The 16,408-nt window shown below is 71.7% G+C and carries 14 protein-coding genes and 1 rRNA gene; 7 read left to right on the top strand and 8 right to left on the bottom strand.

Annotated elements, in window-relative coordinates; translation table 11 throughout:
- Window positions 1–42 precede the first annotated feature (42 nt).
- Window positions 43–624 carry a GNAT family N-acetyltransferase gene (locus tag ACFY01_RS31445; RefSeq protein ID WP_390739138.1) on the top strand — a complete coding sequence of 194 codons (582 nt, stop codon included), beginning with the start codon at window positions 43–45 and terminating at the stop codon, window positions 622–624.
- Between the two features lie 52 nt (window positions 625–676).
- Window positions 677–1,849 (top strand): winged helix-turn-helix domain-containing protein, encoded by a 1,173-nt coding sequence (locus ACFY01_RS31440; RefSeq protein WP_390739137.1) that lies wholly within the window; start codon window positions 677–679, stop codon window positions 1,847–1,849.
- A 3-nt stretch (window positions 1,850–1,852) separates the two neighbouring features.
- Here the strand turns inward: ACFY01_RS31440 and ACFY01_RS31435 are convergent, their stop codons facing one another.
- From ACFY01_RS31435 to mtnA, 7 genes are all read right to left on the bottom strand, one after another.
- Window positions 1,853–2,596, bottom strand: a complete 744-nt coding sequence (locus ACFY01_RS31435) for a response regulator (RefSeq protein WP_390739136.1) — start codon at window positions 2,594–2,596, stop codon at window positions 1,853–1,855.
- Between the two features lie 204 nt (window positions 2,597–2,800).
- Window positions 2,801–3,493: a ribosome hibernation-promoting factor, HPF/YfiA family gene (gene hpf / locus ACFY01_RS31430; RefSeq protein WP_390739135.1), complete on the bottom strand. Its 693-nt coding sequence runs from the start codon at window positions 3,491–3,493 to the stop codon at window positions 2,801–2,803.
- A 315-nt stretch (window positions 3,494–3,808) separates the two neighbouring features.
- Complete coding sequence (locus ACFY01_RS31425; protein ID WP_390739134.1) at window positions 3,809–4,603, bottom strand: ComF family protein; 795 nt, start codon at window positions 4,601–4,603, stop codon at window positions 3,809–3,811.
- Between the two features lie 90 nt (window positions 4,604–4,693).
- On the bottom strand, window positions 4,694–6,526 hold the full coding sequence (locus ACFY01_RS31420; protein WP_390739133.1) for an LpqB family beta-propeller domain-containing protein: 1,833 nt from the start codon (window positions 6,524–6,526) through the stop codon (window positions 4,694–4,696).
- Complete coding sequence (gene mtrB, locus ACFY01_RS31415) at window positions 6,516–8,588, bottom strand: MtrAB system histidine kinase MtrB (RefSeq protein WP_390739132.1); 2,073 nt, start codon at window positions 8,586–8,588, stop codon at window positions 6,516–6,518. Before mtrB ends, ACFY01_RS31420 begins: the two co-directional genes overlap by 11 nt.
- 1 nt (window position 8,589) lies before the next feature.
- The gene (gene mtrA / locus ACFY01_RS31410; protein WP_187279108.1) at window positions 8,590–9,279 is read right to left on the bottom strand and encodes a two-component system response regulator MtrA; all 690 of its coding nucleotides are present in this window, start codon (window positions 9,277–9,279) and stop codon (window positions 8,590–8,592) included.
- Window positions 9,280–9,419: 140 nt separating this feature from the next.
- Window positions 9,420–10,541, bottom strand: coding sequence for an S-methyl-5-thioribose-1-phosphate isomerase (mtnA, locus tag ACFY01_RS31405; protein ID WP_390739131.1), 1,122 nt, complete (start codon window positions 10,539–10,541; stop codon window positions 9,420–9,422).
- Between the two features lie 140 nt (window positions 10,542–10,681).
- Between mtnA and ACFY01_RS31400 the strand changes: the two genes are divergently transcribed.
- The 5 genes from ACFY01_RS31400 to ACFY01_RS31380 are packed head-to-tail and all read left to right on the top strand — an operon-like array spanning window position 10,682 to window position 16,238.
- Complete coding sequence (locus ACFY01_RS31400) at window positions 10,682–12,034, top strand: hypothetical protein (RefSeq protein ID WP_390739130.1); 1,353 nt, start codon at window positions 10,682–10,684, stop codon at window positions 12,032–12,034.
- A 4-nt stretch (window positions 12,035–12,038) separates the two neighbouring features.
- Entirely contained in the window at window positions 12,039–12,746 is a 708-nt protein-coding gene (locus tag ACFY01_RS31395; RefSeq protein ID WP_390739129.1) for a DUF4129 domain-containing protein, read from the top strand.
- On the top strand, window positions 12,743–13,939 hold the full coding sequence (locus ACFY01_RS31390; RefSeq protein WP_390739128.1) for a DUF4350 domain-containing protein: 1,197 nt from the start codon (window positions 12,743–12,745) through the stop codon (window positions 13,937–13,939). The genes ACFY01_RS31395 and ACFY01_RS31390 overlap by 4 nt, the downstream gene beginning before the upstream one ends.
- Entirely contained in the window at window positions 13,939–14,928 is a 990-nt protein-coding gene (locus ACFY01_RS31385) for an AAA family ATPase (RefSeq protein ID WP_390739335.1), read from the top strand. Before ACFY01_RS31390 ends, ACFY01_RS31385 begins: the two co-directional genes overlap by 1 nt.
- Complete coding sequence (locus ACFY01_RS31380; RefSeq protein ID WP_390739127.1) at window positions 14,928–16,238, top strand: DUF58 domain-containing protein; 1,311 nt, start codon at window positions 14,928–14,930, stop codon at window positions 16,236–16,238. Before ACFY01_RS31385 ends, ACFY01_RS31380 begins: the two co-directional genes overlap by 1 nt.
- 83 nt (window positions 16,239–16,321) lie before the next feature.
- Here the strand turns inward: ACFY01_RS31380 and rrf are convergent.
- Window positions 16,322–16,408 (bottom strand): 5S ribosomal RNA (gene rrf / locus ACFY01_RS31375); the annotation flags it as partial.

Here is a 16,408-nt window from a genome sequence, read left to right as displayed (position 1 = left end):
AAACGATGGCGTCCCCACCCGCCGCCCGAGCACAATCGCCCGATGGAACCCGTGACGCTCACCACCGAACGTCTCCTGCTGCGCACCGTGGACCCGGAGGACACCGACGCGGTGTACGCCGCCGCCCAGGACCCCGACATCCAGCGCTGGATCTCCCAGCTCCCCTCGCCCTACCTGCGCGAGCACGCCGAGAGTTTCACCGGACAGACGGCACCCGACGGCTGGACGCACGACTCGATGTACACCTTCGGCCTCTTCCTGCCCGATGGGCAGCTGGCCGGCATGCTCGGCGTCACGATGCGCGCCCTGGGTGTCGGCGAGATCGGTTTCTGGGCCACCAAGGAGCACCGCGGACACGGTTACGTCACCGAGGCCGCGCTCGCCGGAGCGCGCTGGGCCTTCACCGCACTGGCCGTCGACCGGCTGGAATGGCGTGCGGAAGTCGGCAACAGGCCCTCCCGCGCGGTGGCCGAACGCGTCGGCTTCACCATCGAGGGCACCCTGCGCTCCGCGCTCAACAACAAGGGCGTGCGCCGGGACTGCTGGGTGGGCTCCCTGCTGCCGTCGGACCTGGGCCTGCCGTCCACGGCGCCGTATCTGCCGGCACCGGGGCACCTGGGCTGAGAACTCCCAGCTCATCCCCCGCTGTCAGTGCCACCCTCTATCGTCCGGACTCATGACGACCCCGCGCCCCGCCACCGACCTCTCCGCAGACGACGCCCGTCGCATCGCCCTCCGCGCACAGGGCTTCCTCGGCACCCCCGACCGCCGAGCAGGCGTTCGCGGCGTCCTCCGCCACCTCGGCGCGGTCCAGCTGGACACCATCTCGGTCCTCGCCCGCTCCCACGAGCTCGTCCCGTACGCCCGGCTGGGCGCCGTCGGCCGCAAGACCGTCGAAAGCGCCTACTGGAACGACACGCACGCCTTCGAGTACTGGTCCCACGCCGCCTGCATCCTCCCGGTCGAGGAGTGGCCCCACTTCGCCTTCCGCCGCCGCGCCTACCGCAACCGCCCGCACTGGGGGCACGAGCTGCCCGAGGGCGCCTACGACCAAGTCATCAAGCAGCTCCGCGCCGAGGGCCCCCTCACGGCCACCGAGCTGGGCGGCGCGAAGCGGACCAGCGAGTGGTGGGACTGGTCCGGTGCGAAGGTCGCCGTGGAGCGCGCGCTGATGTACGGCGAGGTGGTCTGTGTGCAGCGCCGCGGCTGGAAGCGCGTGTACGACCTCGCCGAGCGCGCCGTCCCGGGCGCGCTGCTGCACGACGAGCTGGACGACACCGAATGCCTGCGCCGCCTGGTCCGCCTGGCCGGCCAGTCCCTCGGCGTGGGCACCCGGGCGGACATCGCCGACTACCACCGGCTCAAGGGCGAGCAGGTCGATGCGGTGATAGCGGACTCGGGTCTGGTCCCCGTCACGGTCGAGGGCTGGGGCAAGCCGGCCTGGGCCGACCCGGCGGCCCTCCGGACGCCTCCGCGCGGCCGGCACCGCACCACGCTGCTGTCCCCGTTCGACTCCCTGATCTGGGAGCGGGCCCGCACCGAGCGGATCTTCGGCTTCACCCACCGTCTGGAGGCCTACGTTCCCAAGCCGAAGCGGGTGTACGGCTACTTCGCCATGCCGGTCCTGGCCGGCGGACACCTAGTCGGGCGTGTCGATCCGGCTCGCGAGGGCCGGACCCTGGTGGCCAAGCAGGTCACCGTGGACGGCGCCAAGGCCGTCCCCGCCGTGGCCCAGGCCCTGGTCGAGGCCGCGAGCTGGGTGGACTGCACGGACGTCCGGGTGGAACGCGTGGACGCCCCCGAACTCCGCGAGTCCCTCACCGCGGAACTCGCCCGCCTCCTCGCCTGAGCCTCACCGGATCTCGAGGATCTTCTCCCGCATCGCGTAGACCACCGCCTCCATCCTGGAGTGCAGCTGAAGCTTCTCCAGGATGTTGCGCACATGGTTCTTCACGGTGTTCTCGGAGATGAACAACTCCTTGGCGATGTCCCGGTTGTTCATCCCCGTGGCGACCAGCTTGAGCACCTCGAGCTCCCGGTCGGTCAGCCGCGGCGCCGGCACCAGCCGGCGTTCGTCGGTGCGCTGGATCATCGACTTGAACTCGGTCAGGAGCTTCGACGCCATGGAGGGGCTGATCTGCGACTGCCCGTCGGCCACCGCGCGAATGGCGGTGGCCACCTCGTCCGTGGAGATCTCCTTGAGCAGATAACCGGTCGCGCCCGCCTTGATGGCCTCGTACAGATCGGCCTCTTCGTCGCTGATCGTCAGCATGATGATCTTGGCGCTGGGCGCCACCTCCTTGATGGAGGTGCATGCTTCGATCCCGCCGCGCTTGGGCATCCGTACGTCCATCAGGACGATGTCGGGCAACAGGTCGGCGGCCTTGTCGACGGCCTCGGCGCCGTCCCCCGCCTCCCCGACGACCTGGATGTCCTCCTCGGCGGCGAGCACGATCTCCAGGCCACGGCGGAACAGGGCGTGGTCGTCCACGACCAGGACTCTGATCGGCTCCTTGCGTGGGGTGCCCGCGTCCGGGCCCATGCCGACGGCGTCGTCGGCATTTCCCTCCTGCATCGGTCCGAAGCTGTCCGCCATCGTTCCTCCCCCTGAGGCTGTGGCCTGTGGTCCTGAGCCATCGCCAACCCAAGGCAGCGGCCCACCGGTTGGGCCGGTGCGGCCATGATTTCATGCCGGGACGACACTGCGGTGACAGAGCGGGGCGCGAACTGGTCGCACACCGGTGCCCCTGGGGGCGCACACGCGCTCCAGGGGCACCGCTCAGCTGTCAGCCGGATGAGTTCAGCCGCCCAGCGTGCCGCCTGCCGCGGGGGACTGCGCCTGGGCGACCATCGGGTCCGTGCTGAGGTGGATCACGCCGTAGTCGTAGGCGTGCCGCCGGTAGACGACGGCCGGTTCCTTCGTCTCGGAGTCGACGAAGAGATAGAAGTCGTGCCCGACCAGCTCCATCTCGTAGAGAGCCTGGTCGAGGGTCATCGGGGAGGCGACGTGGGTCTTCTCGCGAACGATGAGGGGACCTTCGCCCTGCACCTCGAGCGAGCCGATCCTCTTCGTCGGCACTTCGCCCTTGTCTTCCTCATGAACAGGGAGGCCGTTACCGTTGAGCGTCGCCGCGCCCGGGACGTGGTCGGGAACCTCGGCCGCCGAGATCCGACGCGCGCCGCGGCGCGAGAACCGCTTGTCGTGCTGCTTGCGCAGCCGGGCCTCCAGCTTCTCCGCCGCCAGGTCGAGTGCCGCGTACGGATCGTTGGCCGCTGCCTCCGCCCGGATCACCGGACCGCGGGAGCGGAGGGTGATCTCCACCCGGTCGCAGCGGTCGGCCTGTCGCGGGTTGGGCTCCTTGGACACCTCGACATCGAGGCTGATCACCTTGGCATCGAGCTTCTGGATCTTCTCCAGCTTCAGCTTCTCGGCCACGTGCTTGCGGAACCGCTCGGGCACCTCGGTCTTGCGGCCCTTGACGACGATGTCCACGCAGAACTCCGTTCCCGGATCGCTCCGCATCACTGGCGGAGCATCTCCCTTTTGCACCCGGCTCCGGTAAGCCCCGGAGCCTCGGACTCGGTGACGTCCACCTCCTCCTCCCCCGCGGGCAAGATCTCCACCCAGCCGGTGCGGGTGATCGCAGAAAACCCGCAGCACGGCATTCGAATATGAGGGGTATGGCCTGCGCCTTTCCCTCACAACCGAACATATCTCGCCCGGACGGATGTCGTCACCCTCTACTGCGGCGTACCTCCGTTCCGGTGAATTGGCCTTCTCGCTACCTGCAACGACGCGAGTTCGAAGTCAGTTCCGGTTCATTTCGAAAGAATCCGGCGGTGCCGCGATCACGGCCGCGCGGATCACCGTTCCTCCCGTTGATCCAGCCCTCCGTTCCCCCATCTCTTCCCGGGTTGCCTGCGCGTACACGAGCATTCTTCCGCCGTCGCGCACGAGCGCCTCCCGTACCGCACGCGCCGCCTCCGTCAGGGTGGCGCCCGTCGTGATCAGGTCATCGACGAGCACGAGAGGGCCCCCGCCCAGCAACCGGGCCCCGCCCGCCGTCACCTCCAGGGCGCCCGCCAGATTGTCCAGCCGCCGGCGCCAGTCGAGCCCGGACTGGTCGGCCACGGCACGCCGCTGCCGCAGTACCGCCACCACCCGGGCCGCCGTACCCCCGCGCCGCAGCTCACCTGCCGCCGCCAACGCGATCCGCCGCACCGGATCGTGCCCGCGCGCCCGCACGGCCCGCCGCGCGGAGGGCACCGGCACGAGCAGCACGGGCCCGGGCCCGCCGGCCCGCCCGGCGGCCGGCAGCCCCGCCCGCACCGCACCCGCCAGTGCCGCCCCGAGAGCACCGGTGAGGGTCAGCGCGCCCCGCTCCTTGTGGGCGAGGAGAACCGCCCGCACCTCGTCCCCGTACGGGGCCGCCGCGCGGACCTCCGGCAGTCCGGGCGGCTCCGGCACCGGTCGCACCCGGCGCGGCACGGCCCCGCTCAGGGCGGCACGGCACTCCTGGCAGAGCACCGTGCGAGGCCTTCCGCAGCCTCCGCACTCAGCCGGCAGCACCAGGTCGGTGAGGTCCTGCCACCACCCCCGCATGGCCTCCACTGTGCCAACGCCCGACCGGGTCGGCCACCCCTGTGGAAAACTCCCTGTGGACAACCCGCCCGGTGCGTGTCCCGGATGGCGTCACCCGGGATAGACGGGCGCGTACCCGTCCTTGACCACCTTCTGCCACTGGCCCCCGGACGGCAGCCGTACGATCCCGTCCTCCGAGTACGCCACCAGCGGCAGCCCCTCGTCCTCGGACGCCGTGATCGCCTTCACACCCGAGAGCGCGGCGGGCGCCAGCCCCTCCGGCGTGGAACCGTCGACCTGGACGTACCGCATCTGGAGCAGTCCCCCGTGCTCCTGTCCGGCCACCACGAGCCGGCTGTCGCCCGCCCACGAGACGGCGGTGACCTCCTCCAGCTCCGGCGTCACCGAGCGCAGGTCCGTGACCGACACCGGGTTCCCCTCGGGGCTGTCCCGTTCGATCCGGCCGACGAGCAGGGACTGCTTGCCGTCCTTCTCCACCACGAGCGCTATCCGCACCCCATCGGCCGCCACCCGCACGTCCTTGATGCGTCCGGGCAGCTGGGGCGTCTGCACGGTGACCGGCTCCCCCCTGCCCTGCTCCAGCAGGAGCAGCCGGGCGTCGTGGGGGTCGCGGTCGGCCACCCACAGGTCGCCCCGGGCGTCCCAGCTGGGCGTGGTCAGCCGGTCGTCCTTGGTCGCGCCCTGACTGGTGACCACGGCGTCACCGAGCGAACCGCTCGAGGTCAGCGACGTGACGTACAGCGAGCCGCCGTCGATGCCGACTCCGGCCGCGGTGCGCTCGTCACGGGAGACGGCCACCGAGCGCAGCTCCTTGCCGCTCTCGCCCAGTGCGCCCGGAACCGGCACGGCGCTGGTCCCCGGGCTGCCGCCGACCATCCGCACCAGCCGGTGCTTGCTGTCGAGGAAGTACAGGTACTCGGGGCTCTTCGCCGCGGCGTCCCAGGCGATGCGCTCGGCCCGGTTCTCGGTGAGTTCGCACAGCCTCCTGCCGCCGGTGCCCCGCAGGTCCACCGTGTCCACGGTGGGCGTCATGTTCCGCAGGGTGAACAGCAGCTGGGTGGCCATCTCGTCGCACTGGGCCACGCCCACTCCGGAGGCCTTGTCGTTCAGCGGCACCGTCAGCACGTTCTGGTCGTCGGGCGTCAGCGAGGCGGTACCCTTCCGCAGCGCCGCCCCCGTGGGGAAGCTGGACCTGACCACAGGTGACAGCCGGCTCGTGGGCCCGCTGATCAGGGACCGCACCACCTGGGTCATCGGGTCCACGCCCTCGCGCACGAAGACCGGGTCGGCGACGGCCACCGGCTGCCCGCTCGTCCCGACCCAGGTGTTGGACGCGAAGTAGTACTTGTCGCGGGACTTGTAGTTGCGCTGGAAGTCGGACTTGCCCATAACGACGCCGGGCGGCAGCGAGGTGATGCGCCACTGCCTGGTCTTCGCGTCCCGCGTCAGACGCAGTTTCTTGCTGTACGGCCCGTCGGCGGGCGCGTACGCCTGCTTCGCGTCCACCGTCGCGACGCTGTCCCCGGCCAGCGTGTAGGAGACGCTGCCGGCGTCCTCACGGCCGCCCGGCTGCGGGTCGGGCACGATACTGGGCCCGTCCGACAGCACTGTGGTCAGCCGCTCGGGCCGCCACTTCTTCGCGGCGTCGGCGGCCAGGTACTTGCGCGCCGTGTCATAGTTCGGATCGTCGCTGGTCAGCGCCTCCAGGAAGCCCTGCACGATCTCCCCCGGCTGGGCGTCCTCGGCCGGCGGCATCGCGAAGACCCGCACCTGGGCGTCCTGCCGGGGCGTGGACTCGACATCGCGCAGGTCCCCGCTGTCCGGCATCGAGGCGCACCCCGCCAGCAGTACGACGCCACAGACGGCGTACACCACCGCGCGCACCGGCCGCCGACGCACGCCCCCCTCGTGGTCAGCGCCCACGAAATGCCTCCCCTGGCTCGTTCAAGTCCTCGACGGCGTCCGCGCGGCCCTCGGTCTCCTCGCGCGCCGTGCCCGTGGCGGGCGCGTCGTCCTGCCTCCGCACGGCACCGTTGGGCCTGGGCACCACGCGCGCGCCGTTGCCGGGCAGCGCGGTCGGGTCGGCGGTGGGGCTGACGGTGGCCAGGCGGGGCCCGATCGGGTCGCGCGGCGGCACCTGGCCGCCCGTCGGCTGCACCGGGACCGTGGCACGCTTGCCGTCGCCGCCGCCCGGCAGACCCGCGTCGTCGAGCCCCCGGTTGCGCCGCGAGTCCTTGGGCTCCAAGGGTATCGGCGAGCCCCGCAGCGGCTCGTCCGCGGTCCGCGGCAGCGTCAGCCGGAACTGCGAACCACCGCCCGGCTCGCCCCAGGCCTGAAGCCAGCCGCCGTGCAACCGGGCGTCCTCCAGGGCGATCGACAGTCCCAGACCCGTACCACCGGTGGTACGCGCGCGTGCCGGGTCCGCGCGCCAGAAGCGGCTGAAGACACGGGTCGCCTCACCGGGCTTGAGCCCGACGCCGTAGTCGCGCACCGCGACCGCGACCGCGCCGCCCGCCGCGGCCAGCCTGACGACGACGTCCTTGCCCTCGCCGTGCTCCACGGCGTTGACCACGAGGTTGCGCAGCACCCGCTCCACGCGCCGGGCGTCCACCTCGGCCACGACGGGCTGCTGGTCGCCGAGCACGCGTATGTGCGTGCCCTTGCGCTCCGCGAGCGGGGCGGCACCGCTGACGACCCGCCGTACGACCTCCCTGAGGTCTATCGGCTCGGCCTCCAGGGCCGCCGCGCCCGCGTCGAAGCGGCTGATCTCCAGCAGGTCCGCGAGCAGCGACTCGAACCGGTCCAGCTGGTCGGCAAGCAGTTCCGCCGACCGCGCCGTCACCGGGTCGAAGTCCTCACGGGCCTCGTGGATGACGTCGGCGGCCATGCGCACGGTGGTCAGCGGGGTGCGCAGCTCGTGCGACACGTCCGACACGAACCGCCGCTGCATCCGCGAGAGGTCCTCCAGCTGCTGGATCTTCAGCTGAAGGTTCTGCGCCATCTTGTTGAAGGCCTCGCCGAGCCGCGCGATGTCGTCCTCGCCGGTGACCTTCATCCGCTCCTGGAGCTTGCCCGCGGACAGCCGCTCGGCGATCCCGGCCGCCATCCGCACGGGCGTGACGACCTGCCGCACCACCAGCCACGCGATGGCCCCGAGCAGCACGACGACGAAGAGTCCGGCGGTCGCCAGCGTGCCCTTGACCAGACTCAGGGACTTCTCCTCCTGCGTGAGCGGGAAGAGGTAGTACAGCTGGTACGGGTCGCCGTTGGGGTCGTTGACCTGCTTGCCGATGACCAGGGCAGGCTGGGACTCCTTGCCGTCGTTGTAGACGACGCGGGTGTAGCTCTGGGCCGCCGTCGTATGGCCGTCGACCCGCGCGCGCAGGTCGTCCGGCACGCTGGCCGTGGGTTCGACGTGCCCGGAGCCACGCGGACTGCGCCCGCCGCCGCTGCCGTCGCCGGCCGGGAGCGTCACCACGTCGAAGGCGCCCTGGCCGCCGCTGGAGAGCGACTCGACGAGATCGCCCATCCACCCGATGACGTTCTGGGACTGCCGTCCGTCGGCAGTCGGGGCCTCGTCGGTGGTGGACGTGTCTCCCGCGTCCTCGTCGGCCTTCTGCTTGGCCACCGCGAACCCGCCGGTGGCCTGGCTCTGCGACGCCTTCACCTTGGCGTCCAGCAGACCGTTGCGCACCTGGCCGATGACGACGAAGCCCAGCAGCAGCACGACACCCAACGACATCAGCAGTGTCGTGGCGACGACCTTGAGCTGGATGTTGCGGCGCCACAGCCGCATCATCGGCAGCAGCGGCCGGCGCACCCAGCGCATGATCAGCCGGAGGACCGGGCTGCCCTGGAACCCGCCCTGGAGCAGCCCGCCCTCGAAGAGACGTCCCCAGCGCGAACCCGCCGCCTTCCGGCCGACAGACCGCCCCGGCCGGTCCCCGGACCGGCCGGGAGCCGAAGCGGCACTGTCACCCGACATGTCAGCTCGGTCCCGCCTTGTAACCCACACCGCGGACGGTCACCACGATCTCCGGCCGCTCCGGGTCCTTCTCGACCTTGGAGCGCAGCCGCTGCACATGCACGTTGACCAACCGCGTGTCCGCCGCGTGCCGGTAACCCCACACCTGCTCCAGCAGCACCTCGCGCGTGAACACCTGCCACGGCTTGCGCGCGAGCGCGACCAGCAGGTCGAACTCCAGCGGCGTCAGCGCGATCGACTGCCCGTCCCGCTTCACCGAGTGGCCGGCCACATCGATGACCAGGTCGCCGATGGTCAGCTGCTCCGGCGCGGGCTCCTCCGACCTCCGCAGTCGGGCCCGGATCCGGGCCACCAGCTCCTTCGGCTTGAAAGGCTTCACGATGTAGTCATCGGCGCCCGACTCCAGGCCCACCACGACATCGACGGTGTCGCTCTTGGCCGTGAGCATCACGATCGGCACCCCGGACTCCGCCCTGATCAGGCGGCACACCTCGATACCGTCCCGCCCGGGCAGCATCAGATCGAGCAGCACGAGATCGGGCTTGGACTCACGGAATGCTGCCAGCGCCTTGTCGCCGTCGGCTACGAAAGACGGCTCAAAACCTTCACCACGCAGCACAATGCCGAGCATCTCGGCCAGTGCGGTGTCGTCGTCGACGACAAGGACTCGTCCCTTCATAAACGACATCATCCCATTCTCGTAACAGTGACCGGGGCGCTGGTGAGCGACGTCACTGGCCAGTGACGATAGTCGTACGGGACCACTACTGTCTGCCCTCGCCCCAGGGACCCCGCGAACACCCCTCGGGAGCGGGACTCACCGGGCCGGGCTCACCGGGCGGTCAGCTCCGCGAGCGCCTCGGCCGTCACCGGTGACACGGCACCCTGCTCGGTGACGATCGCGGTGATCAGCTCGGGCGGCGTCACGTCGAACGCCGGGTTGTACGCCTGCGTCCCCAAGGGGGCCACCGGGATCCCGCCGCCCGTGCCCGTCACCGGCGTCTGCGGTGCCACGACCTCGGTCACCTCGAAGCCGGGACGCTGCTCGACCTCGATGGACGCCCCGTCCGGTGTCTCCGGATCGATCGTCGTCACCGGCGCCACCACGATGAACGGCACATGGTGGTACCGCGCCAGCACCGCGAGCGGGTAGCTCCCCACCTTGTTCGCCACCGAACCGTCGGCCGCTATGCGGTCCGCCCCTATCAGCACCGCGTCCACCTCACCGGCCGCGAACAGCGAGCCCGCCGCGTTGTCGGTCAGCAAGGTGTACGCCATACCGCTGCGAGCCGCCTCGTACGCGGTCAGCCGCGCACCCTGCAACAGCGGACGCGTCTCGTCCACCCACAGTCGCCGCAGCCGCCCCGCCCGGTGCCCGGCGAGCGCCACCGCGAACGCCGTGCCCTCCCCGCCGGACACCAGCGATCCGGTGTTGCAGTGAGTGAGTATCCGGTGCCCGCCACCGGGCAGCAGCTCGTCCAGCAGCGCCAGCCCGTGCTCGGCCATGCGGGCGCTGGCCTCGGCGTCCTCCCGGTGCAGCGCCCGCGCCGCGGCCAGCGCCGCCCCGGCCGCCTGCTCGGCGTCCCCGCCCTCGGCGAGCGCGGCGCGATACGCGGACCGGGCCCGGCGTACGCCGACGGACAGGTTCACCGCGGTCGGCCGGGCACCCTCGAGCGCCCCGGCGGCCTCGTCCACGTCGAAGCCCCGCGCGGCGGCGAGCGCGACGCCGTACGCCCCCGCGATACCGAGCAGCGGCGCACCGCGCACGGCGAGCGAACGGATCGCCTCGACCAGCGCCGACGCGTCCGTGCACACCAGCTCGACCTCCTCGGTCGGCAGCCTCGTCTGGTCGAGGAGGACCAGTACGGGGCCTTCGGGCGGCTCCTCCCATCGGATCGCCGATTTCTCGGTCGGCCGGTTGTCCTCTCGGGCTTGCGCGTACTGATCAGCCATGCGGTCAGTCTGCCCCGTATCCGGCGGACAATTGAAGGTGTGCAGCCCATACCGCGGCCGGTCCGCCGAGGACCGCCCCATGGCACGATGGCTGCCAACCTGCCACCGCGACCGCGGACGGGCACCGTGAAGGAGCTTCGATGAAAGACACTCCGGGCTGGGCATCGCCCGGATCCGCCCCGTCCGACGGGCAGGAACCCGGCGCGTCCCAGCCTGCCGAGCCCACCGACCGGCCGAGCACCGCACAGCCCGCCGAACAACCGGGCGCAGGCACGCAGGATCCGGGCTCGAAGTGGTCCAAGGAGCAACCGCCACCCGGCCAGTGGTCCGCGCCCGCAGGCGCTCCCAGCCCAGGTCAGGCACCACCGCCGCCACCCCCCGGCCCCGGCTGGGGCGGTCAGTACCCCGGCGGTCCCGGGGGCCCCGGCGGCTACGGGGGGCCCGGCGGATACGGGGGCCCGGGCGGTTACGGCACCTGGGGTGGCGGCTGGGGCGGCCCCCCGCCCGCGGCCAAGCCCGGCGTGATCCCGCTGCGACCGCTCGGCGTCGGGGAGATCCTCGACGGAGCCGTCTCCACCATGCGCACCTACTGGCGCACGGTCCTGGGCATCTCACTCACCGTCGCCGTGGTCATCGAGGTCGTCGTCGTCCTCCTCCAAGGACTGGTCCTCAACGACAGCGCCGACACCGCGGCCCTCAACGACCCCAGCGCCACCCTCGGCGAAGTGACCCGGGCCATGGGCGACGTCATGCTGAACTCCGGTGTCGTCATCCTGATCTCGCTGCTCGGCACGATCGTCGCGACCGCCCTGCTGACAGCCGTGACCAGCCGCGCCGTACTCGGTAAGTCGGTGACCACCCGTGAGGCCTGGCGGGACGCCCGGCCACAGATCCCGAAGCTGTTCGGCCTCATCTTCCTGCTGCTGCTCATCGCCTTCGGCATCGCGATCGCAGGCGCGCTCCCCGGCATCCTCGTCGCGGTCGCGGGCGGCGGCGGGGACGGCGCCGCCGCACTCGCCGTCCTCGGCATCTTCGGGGCCGCCATCGTCGCGCTGTGGCTCATGGTCCGCTTCTCCCTCGCCTCGCCGACGCTGATGCTGGAGAAGCAGGGCATCGTGAAGTCGATGAGCCGCTCCGCGAAGCTGGTCCGCGGCGCCTGGTGGCGGGTCTTCGGCATCCAGCTGCTCGCCGCGATCATCGCGAACATCGTCGCCTCGATCATCGCCATCCCCTTCGCCGCGATCGCCGGCGCGGCCAGCGGCAACAGCGTCTCCGACTTCCTCAACGGCACCAGCGGCGACCTCGGCTGGACCTTCCTCATCATCAGCGGCATCGGCTCGGTGATCGGCTCCATGATCACGTTCCCGATCACGGCGGGCGTCACCGTGCTCCTCTACATCGACCAGCGCATCCGCCGCGAGGCCCTCGACCTCGAACTGGCCCGCGCCGCCGGAGTCCAGGACTACGCCACCGGCCCGACCCCGGGGAGCTGATGCGGTGAGCCTTACGGGGGGAATTCTCCTTTCACTGGCGGGCTCCGGCGACGAGCCGCCAGTAACCACTCCACGCGACCCCGCACGGGAGGCGGCACGTCGCGAGCTGTCCAAGCGGATGTACCACGAGAACGACCCCGGTCTCCTCGAACGCGCCCTCAACGCCTTCTGGGACTGGGTCGACCGGGTGCTCAACGCCGCCTCCGCTGCGACGCCCGGAGGAGGGTTCGGCCTGATCGTCGTGGTCCTGGCCGTCGTCGCCGTGCTGGCCGCCCTGTGGTGGCGCCTGGGTACTCCGCGCCGCCGGCCGACCTCCGCCGCAGCCCTGTTCGACGACCGGCCCCGCAGCGCCGCCGAGCACCGCGCCGCCGCCGAGGCACACGCCGCCCAGGGCAACTGGAACCAGGCGGTCCAGGAACGGATGCGCGCCATCGTCCGCTCCCTCGAAGAACGCGCCCTGCTCGACGTCCGCCCCGGACGCACGGCCGACGAGGCCGCCGCCGAAGCCGGCCGCGCTCTGCCCTCGCACACGGACCGGCTGCGCACCTCCGCCCGCGAGTTCGACGACGTCACATACGGCGGACGCAGGGCCGGCGAGCAGTCGTACCACCGCATCGCCGAACTCGACCGCGACCTGGACCGCACCAGCCCGGTCCTGGCAAGCAGCGCCCCCAGCACGGCCGACAACACCCGCCGGGGAGGCGCCGCATGACCGCCGGGGCCACCCTCCCCGACACCTCGGCCTCGCTCACCGCCCGCCAGGTGTGGACCCGCGCGCGAGGTGTGGTCATCGCCCTGGTGCTGCTCCTCGTCGGTGCTGTCGTGATCGCCGTCGTACGCTCCGACGTCAAGCACGGCGAGCTCGACCCCCGCTCGGCCGACCCCTACGGCAGCCGGGCCGTCGCCGCACTCCTCGCCGACCGGGGCGTCTCCACCCGCGTAGTCACAACGCTCGACGAGGCCCGCGCCTCGGCGGGACCGCGCACCACGCTCCTGGTCGCCGTCCCCGACCTGCTGACCGCACGGCAACAGACGCAACTGCGTTCCGCCACCGCCCGCTCGGGTGGCCGCACCGTGCTCGTCGCCGCGGGCAGCTCGTCCGTCGAACGACTCGCCCCCGGAGTCACCGCGGACCCCGCCACCAGCTTCCACTCGACACTCGCACCCCGCTGCGACCTGCCCGCCGCCCGGCGCGCGGGCACCGCCGACACCGGCGGCATCCGCTACACCACCACCCATCTCGACGCCGACTCGTGCTACCCCAGCGAGCGCCTGGCCACCCTGGTCCGCGTCCCCGCGGCCTCCGGAGGCGGCGACACCGTCGTCCTCGGCGCCCCCGACATCCTCTACAACGACCGTCTCGACGAGCAGGGCAACGCCTCGCTCGCCCTCCAACTCCTCGGCTCGCGCCCCCATCTGGTCTGGTACCTCCCCTCGCTCTCCGACACCTCGGCCGCCGGCGCGGACGACCGCAAGGACTTCTTCGACCTGCTCCCCTCGGGCTGGCTCTGGGGCACGCTTCAGCTCTTCATCGCCGCCGCCCTCGCCGCCCTCTGGCGGGCACGCCGACTCGGCCCCCTCGTACCCGAACGACTCCCCGTCGCGATCCGCGCCTCCGAAACCGTCGAAGGCCGCGCCCGCCTCTACCGCAAGGCCAACGCCCGCGACCGCGCGGCCGCCGCCCTGCGTTCCACCACCCGTACGCGCCTCGCCCCCCTGGTCGGCGTCCCCGCCGCCCAGGCCGACGCGCCCGAGGCGCTGCTGCCCGCGCTGTCCGCCCACCTCCACAGCGACGGACAGTCCCTGCACGCCCTCCTGTTCGGCCCGCCGCCCCGCGACGACGCGGCCCTCATCGCACTCTCCGACCAACTCGACGCCCTCGAAAGAGAGGTACGCCGTTCATGATGGACCCGACCACTGACAACGCCGGGTACACCGGGGACCCGGGCGCCGCCCGGGCCTCCCTGGAAGCCCTGCGCGCCGAGATCGCCAAAGCCGTGGTCGGCCAGGACCCCGCCGTGACCGGCCTCGTCGTCGCCCTCCTCTGCCGCGGACACGTACTCCTTGAAGGAGTCCCTGGGGTCGCCAAAACGTTGCTCGTCCGCGCGCTCGCCTCTGCGCTCGAACTGGAGACCAAGCGTGTCCAGTTCACCCCCGACCTCATGCCGAGCGACGTCACCGGCTCCCTCGTCTACGACACCCGGACCGCCGAGTTCTCCTTCCAGCCGGGCCCGGTCTTCACCAACCTGCTGCTCGCCGACGAGATCAACCGCACGCCCCCCAAGACCCAGTCCTCCCTCCTGGAAGCCATGGAGGAACGCCAGGTCACGGTCGACGGCACGCCCCGTCCGCTCCCCGAGCCGTTCCTGGTCGCCGCCACCCAGAACCCGGTCGAGTACGAGGGCACATACCCTCTCCCCGAAGCCCAACTGGACCGCTTCCTCCTCAAACTGACGATCCCTCTGCCCTCACGCCAGGACGAGATCAACGTCCTCACCCGCCACGCCGAGGGCTTCAACCCACGTGACCTGCGCGCCGCCGGCGTACGCCCCGTCGCAGGTCCCGCGGACCTGGAAGCCGCACGTGCCGCAGTCGCCAAGACGGCGGTCTCCCCCGAGATCACCGGCTACGTGGTCGACATCTGCCGTGCCACTCGCGAGTCCCCGTCCCTCACACTCGGCGTCTCGCCGCGCGGCGCGACCGCCCTCCTGGCCACCTCACGCGCGTGGGCATGGCTGACCGGCCGCGACTACGTCATTCCGGACGACGTCAAGGCCCTCGCCCTGCCGACCCTCCGGCACCGCGTCCAGCTTCGCCCGGAGGCCGAGATGGAGGGCGTCACGGCCGACTCGGTCATCAACGCGATCCTCGCCCACGTCCCGGTCCCCCGCTGATGGCTCTCACCGGGCGCGCCGCGCTCCTCGCAGCCCTCGGCTCGTTTCCCATCGGCATCTGGGGGCCCGGCTGGACGGGCGTACTCGCCGTCGACGGTTCACTGGCCGTGGCCTGCGCCTGCGACTTCGCACTGGCGGCACCCGTACGACGCCTCGTGCTGACTCGCTCCGGTGACTCGTCCGTGCGCCTGGGCGAGACCGCCGAGGTCACGCTCACCGTCACCAATCCGTCCCCGCGTCCCCTGCGGGCGCGGCTGAGGGATGCGTGGCCGCCCAGCAGCTGGCAGCGCGGCACAGAGGGCGAAGCATCCCGGCACCGTCTCACGGTGCCGGCGGGCGAGCGCCGACGGGTCACGACCCGCTTGAGCCCCACCCGCCGCGGCGACCGGCAGGCCGACCGCGTGACCATCCGCTCGTACGGTCCTCTGGGCCTGTTCGCCCGCCAAGGCGCGCACCGAGTTCCCTGGACGGTACGGGTCCTGCCCCCGTTCACCAGCCGCAAGCATCTCCCGTCGAAACTCGCCCGTCTGCGCGAACTCGACGGCCGTACCAGCGTGCTGACCCGCGGCGAAGGCACCGAGTTCGACAGCCTCCGTGAGTACGTCGCCGGCGACGACACCCGTTCCATCGACTGGCGCGCCACCGCCCGACAGTCCACGGTCGCGGTACGCACCTGGCGTCCGGAACGGGACCGGCACATCCTTCTGGTACTCGACACCGGACGCACCTCGGCGGGACGCGTCGGTGACGCGCCCCGCCTGGACGCCTCCATGGACGCGGCACTGCTCCTGGCGGCGCTGGCTTCCCGGGCCGGCGACCGCGTCGACCTCCTCGCCTACGATCGCCGGGTTCGTGCCCTGGTCCAGGGACGTGCGGCAGGAGACGTGCTGCCGTCCGTCGTCAACGCGATGGCGCCACTCGAATCCGAACTCGTCGAGACCGACGCCCGGGGCCTCACGGCCACGGCATTGCGGACAGCCCCGCGTCGTTCTTTGATCGTCCTGTTCACCACCCTCGACGCCGCACCGGTGGAGCAGGGCCTGCTCCCGGTCCTTCCGCAGCTCACCCAGCGCCACACCGTCCTGCTGGCTTCCGTGGCAGATCCTTACGTCGCGCGCATGGCGACAGCGCGGGGCAGCACCGAGGCGGTGTACGAGGCCGCGGCCGCCGCGCAGGCTCAGACTGAGCGGGATCGGACTGCCGAGCAGCTCCGCCGTCATGGTGTGACCGTTGTGGACGCTCCACCGGATGAGCTTGCGCCGGCGCTGGCCGATGCGTATTTGGCTCTCAAGGCGGCAGGGCGGCTCTGATCGGAGCCGGGCCCTGCCTGCCCGCCGGCCTTGAAACGCAGAAAACCCCCGCACCGTGTGGTGCGGGGGTTCTCCCAATATTTGTTCGGCGGTGTCCTACTCTCCCACAGGGTCCCCCCTGCAGTACCATCGGCGCTGTGAGGCTTAGCTTCCGGGTTCGGAATGTAACC

Origin of the sequence: Streptomyces sp. NPDC001480 (assembly GCF_042894725.1) — a bacterium.
Classification (GTDB): Bacteria; Actinomycetota; Actinomycetes; order Streptomycetales; family Streptomycetaceae; genus Streptomyces.
The sequence above is the reverse complement of the archived record's forward strand: the minus strand, read 5'-3'. Positions and strand labels throughout refer to the sequence as shown.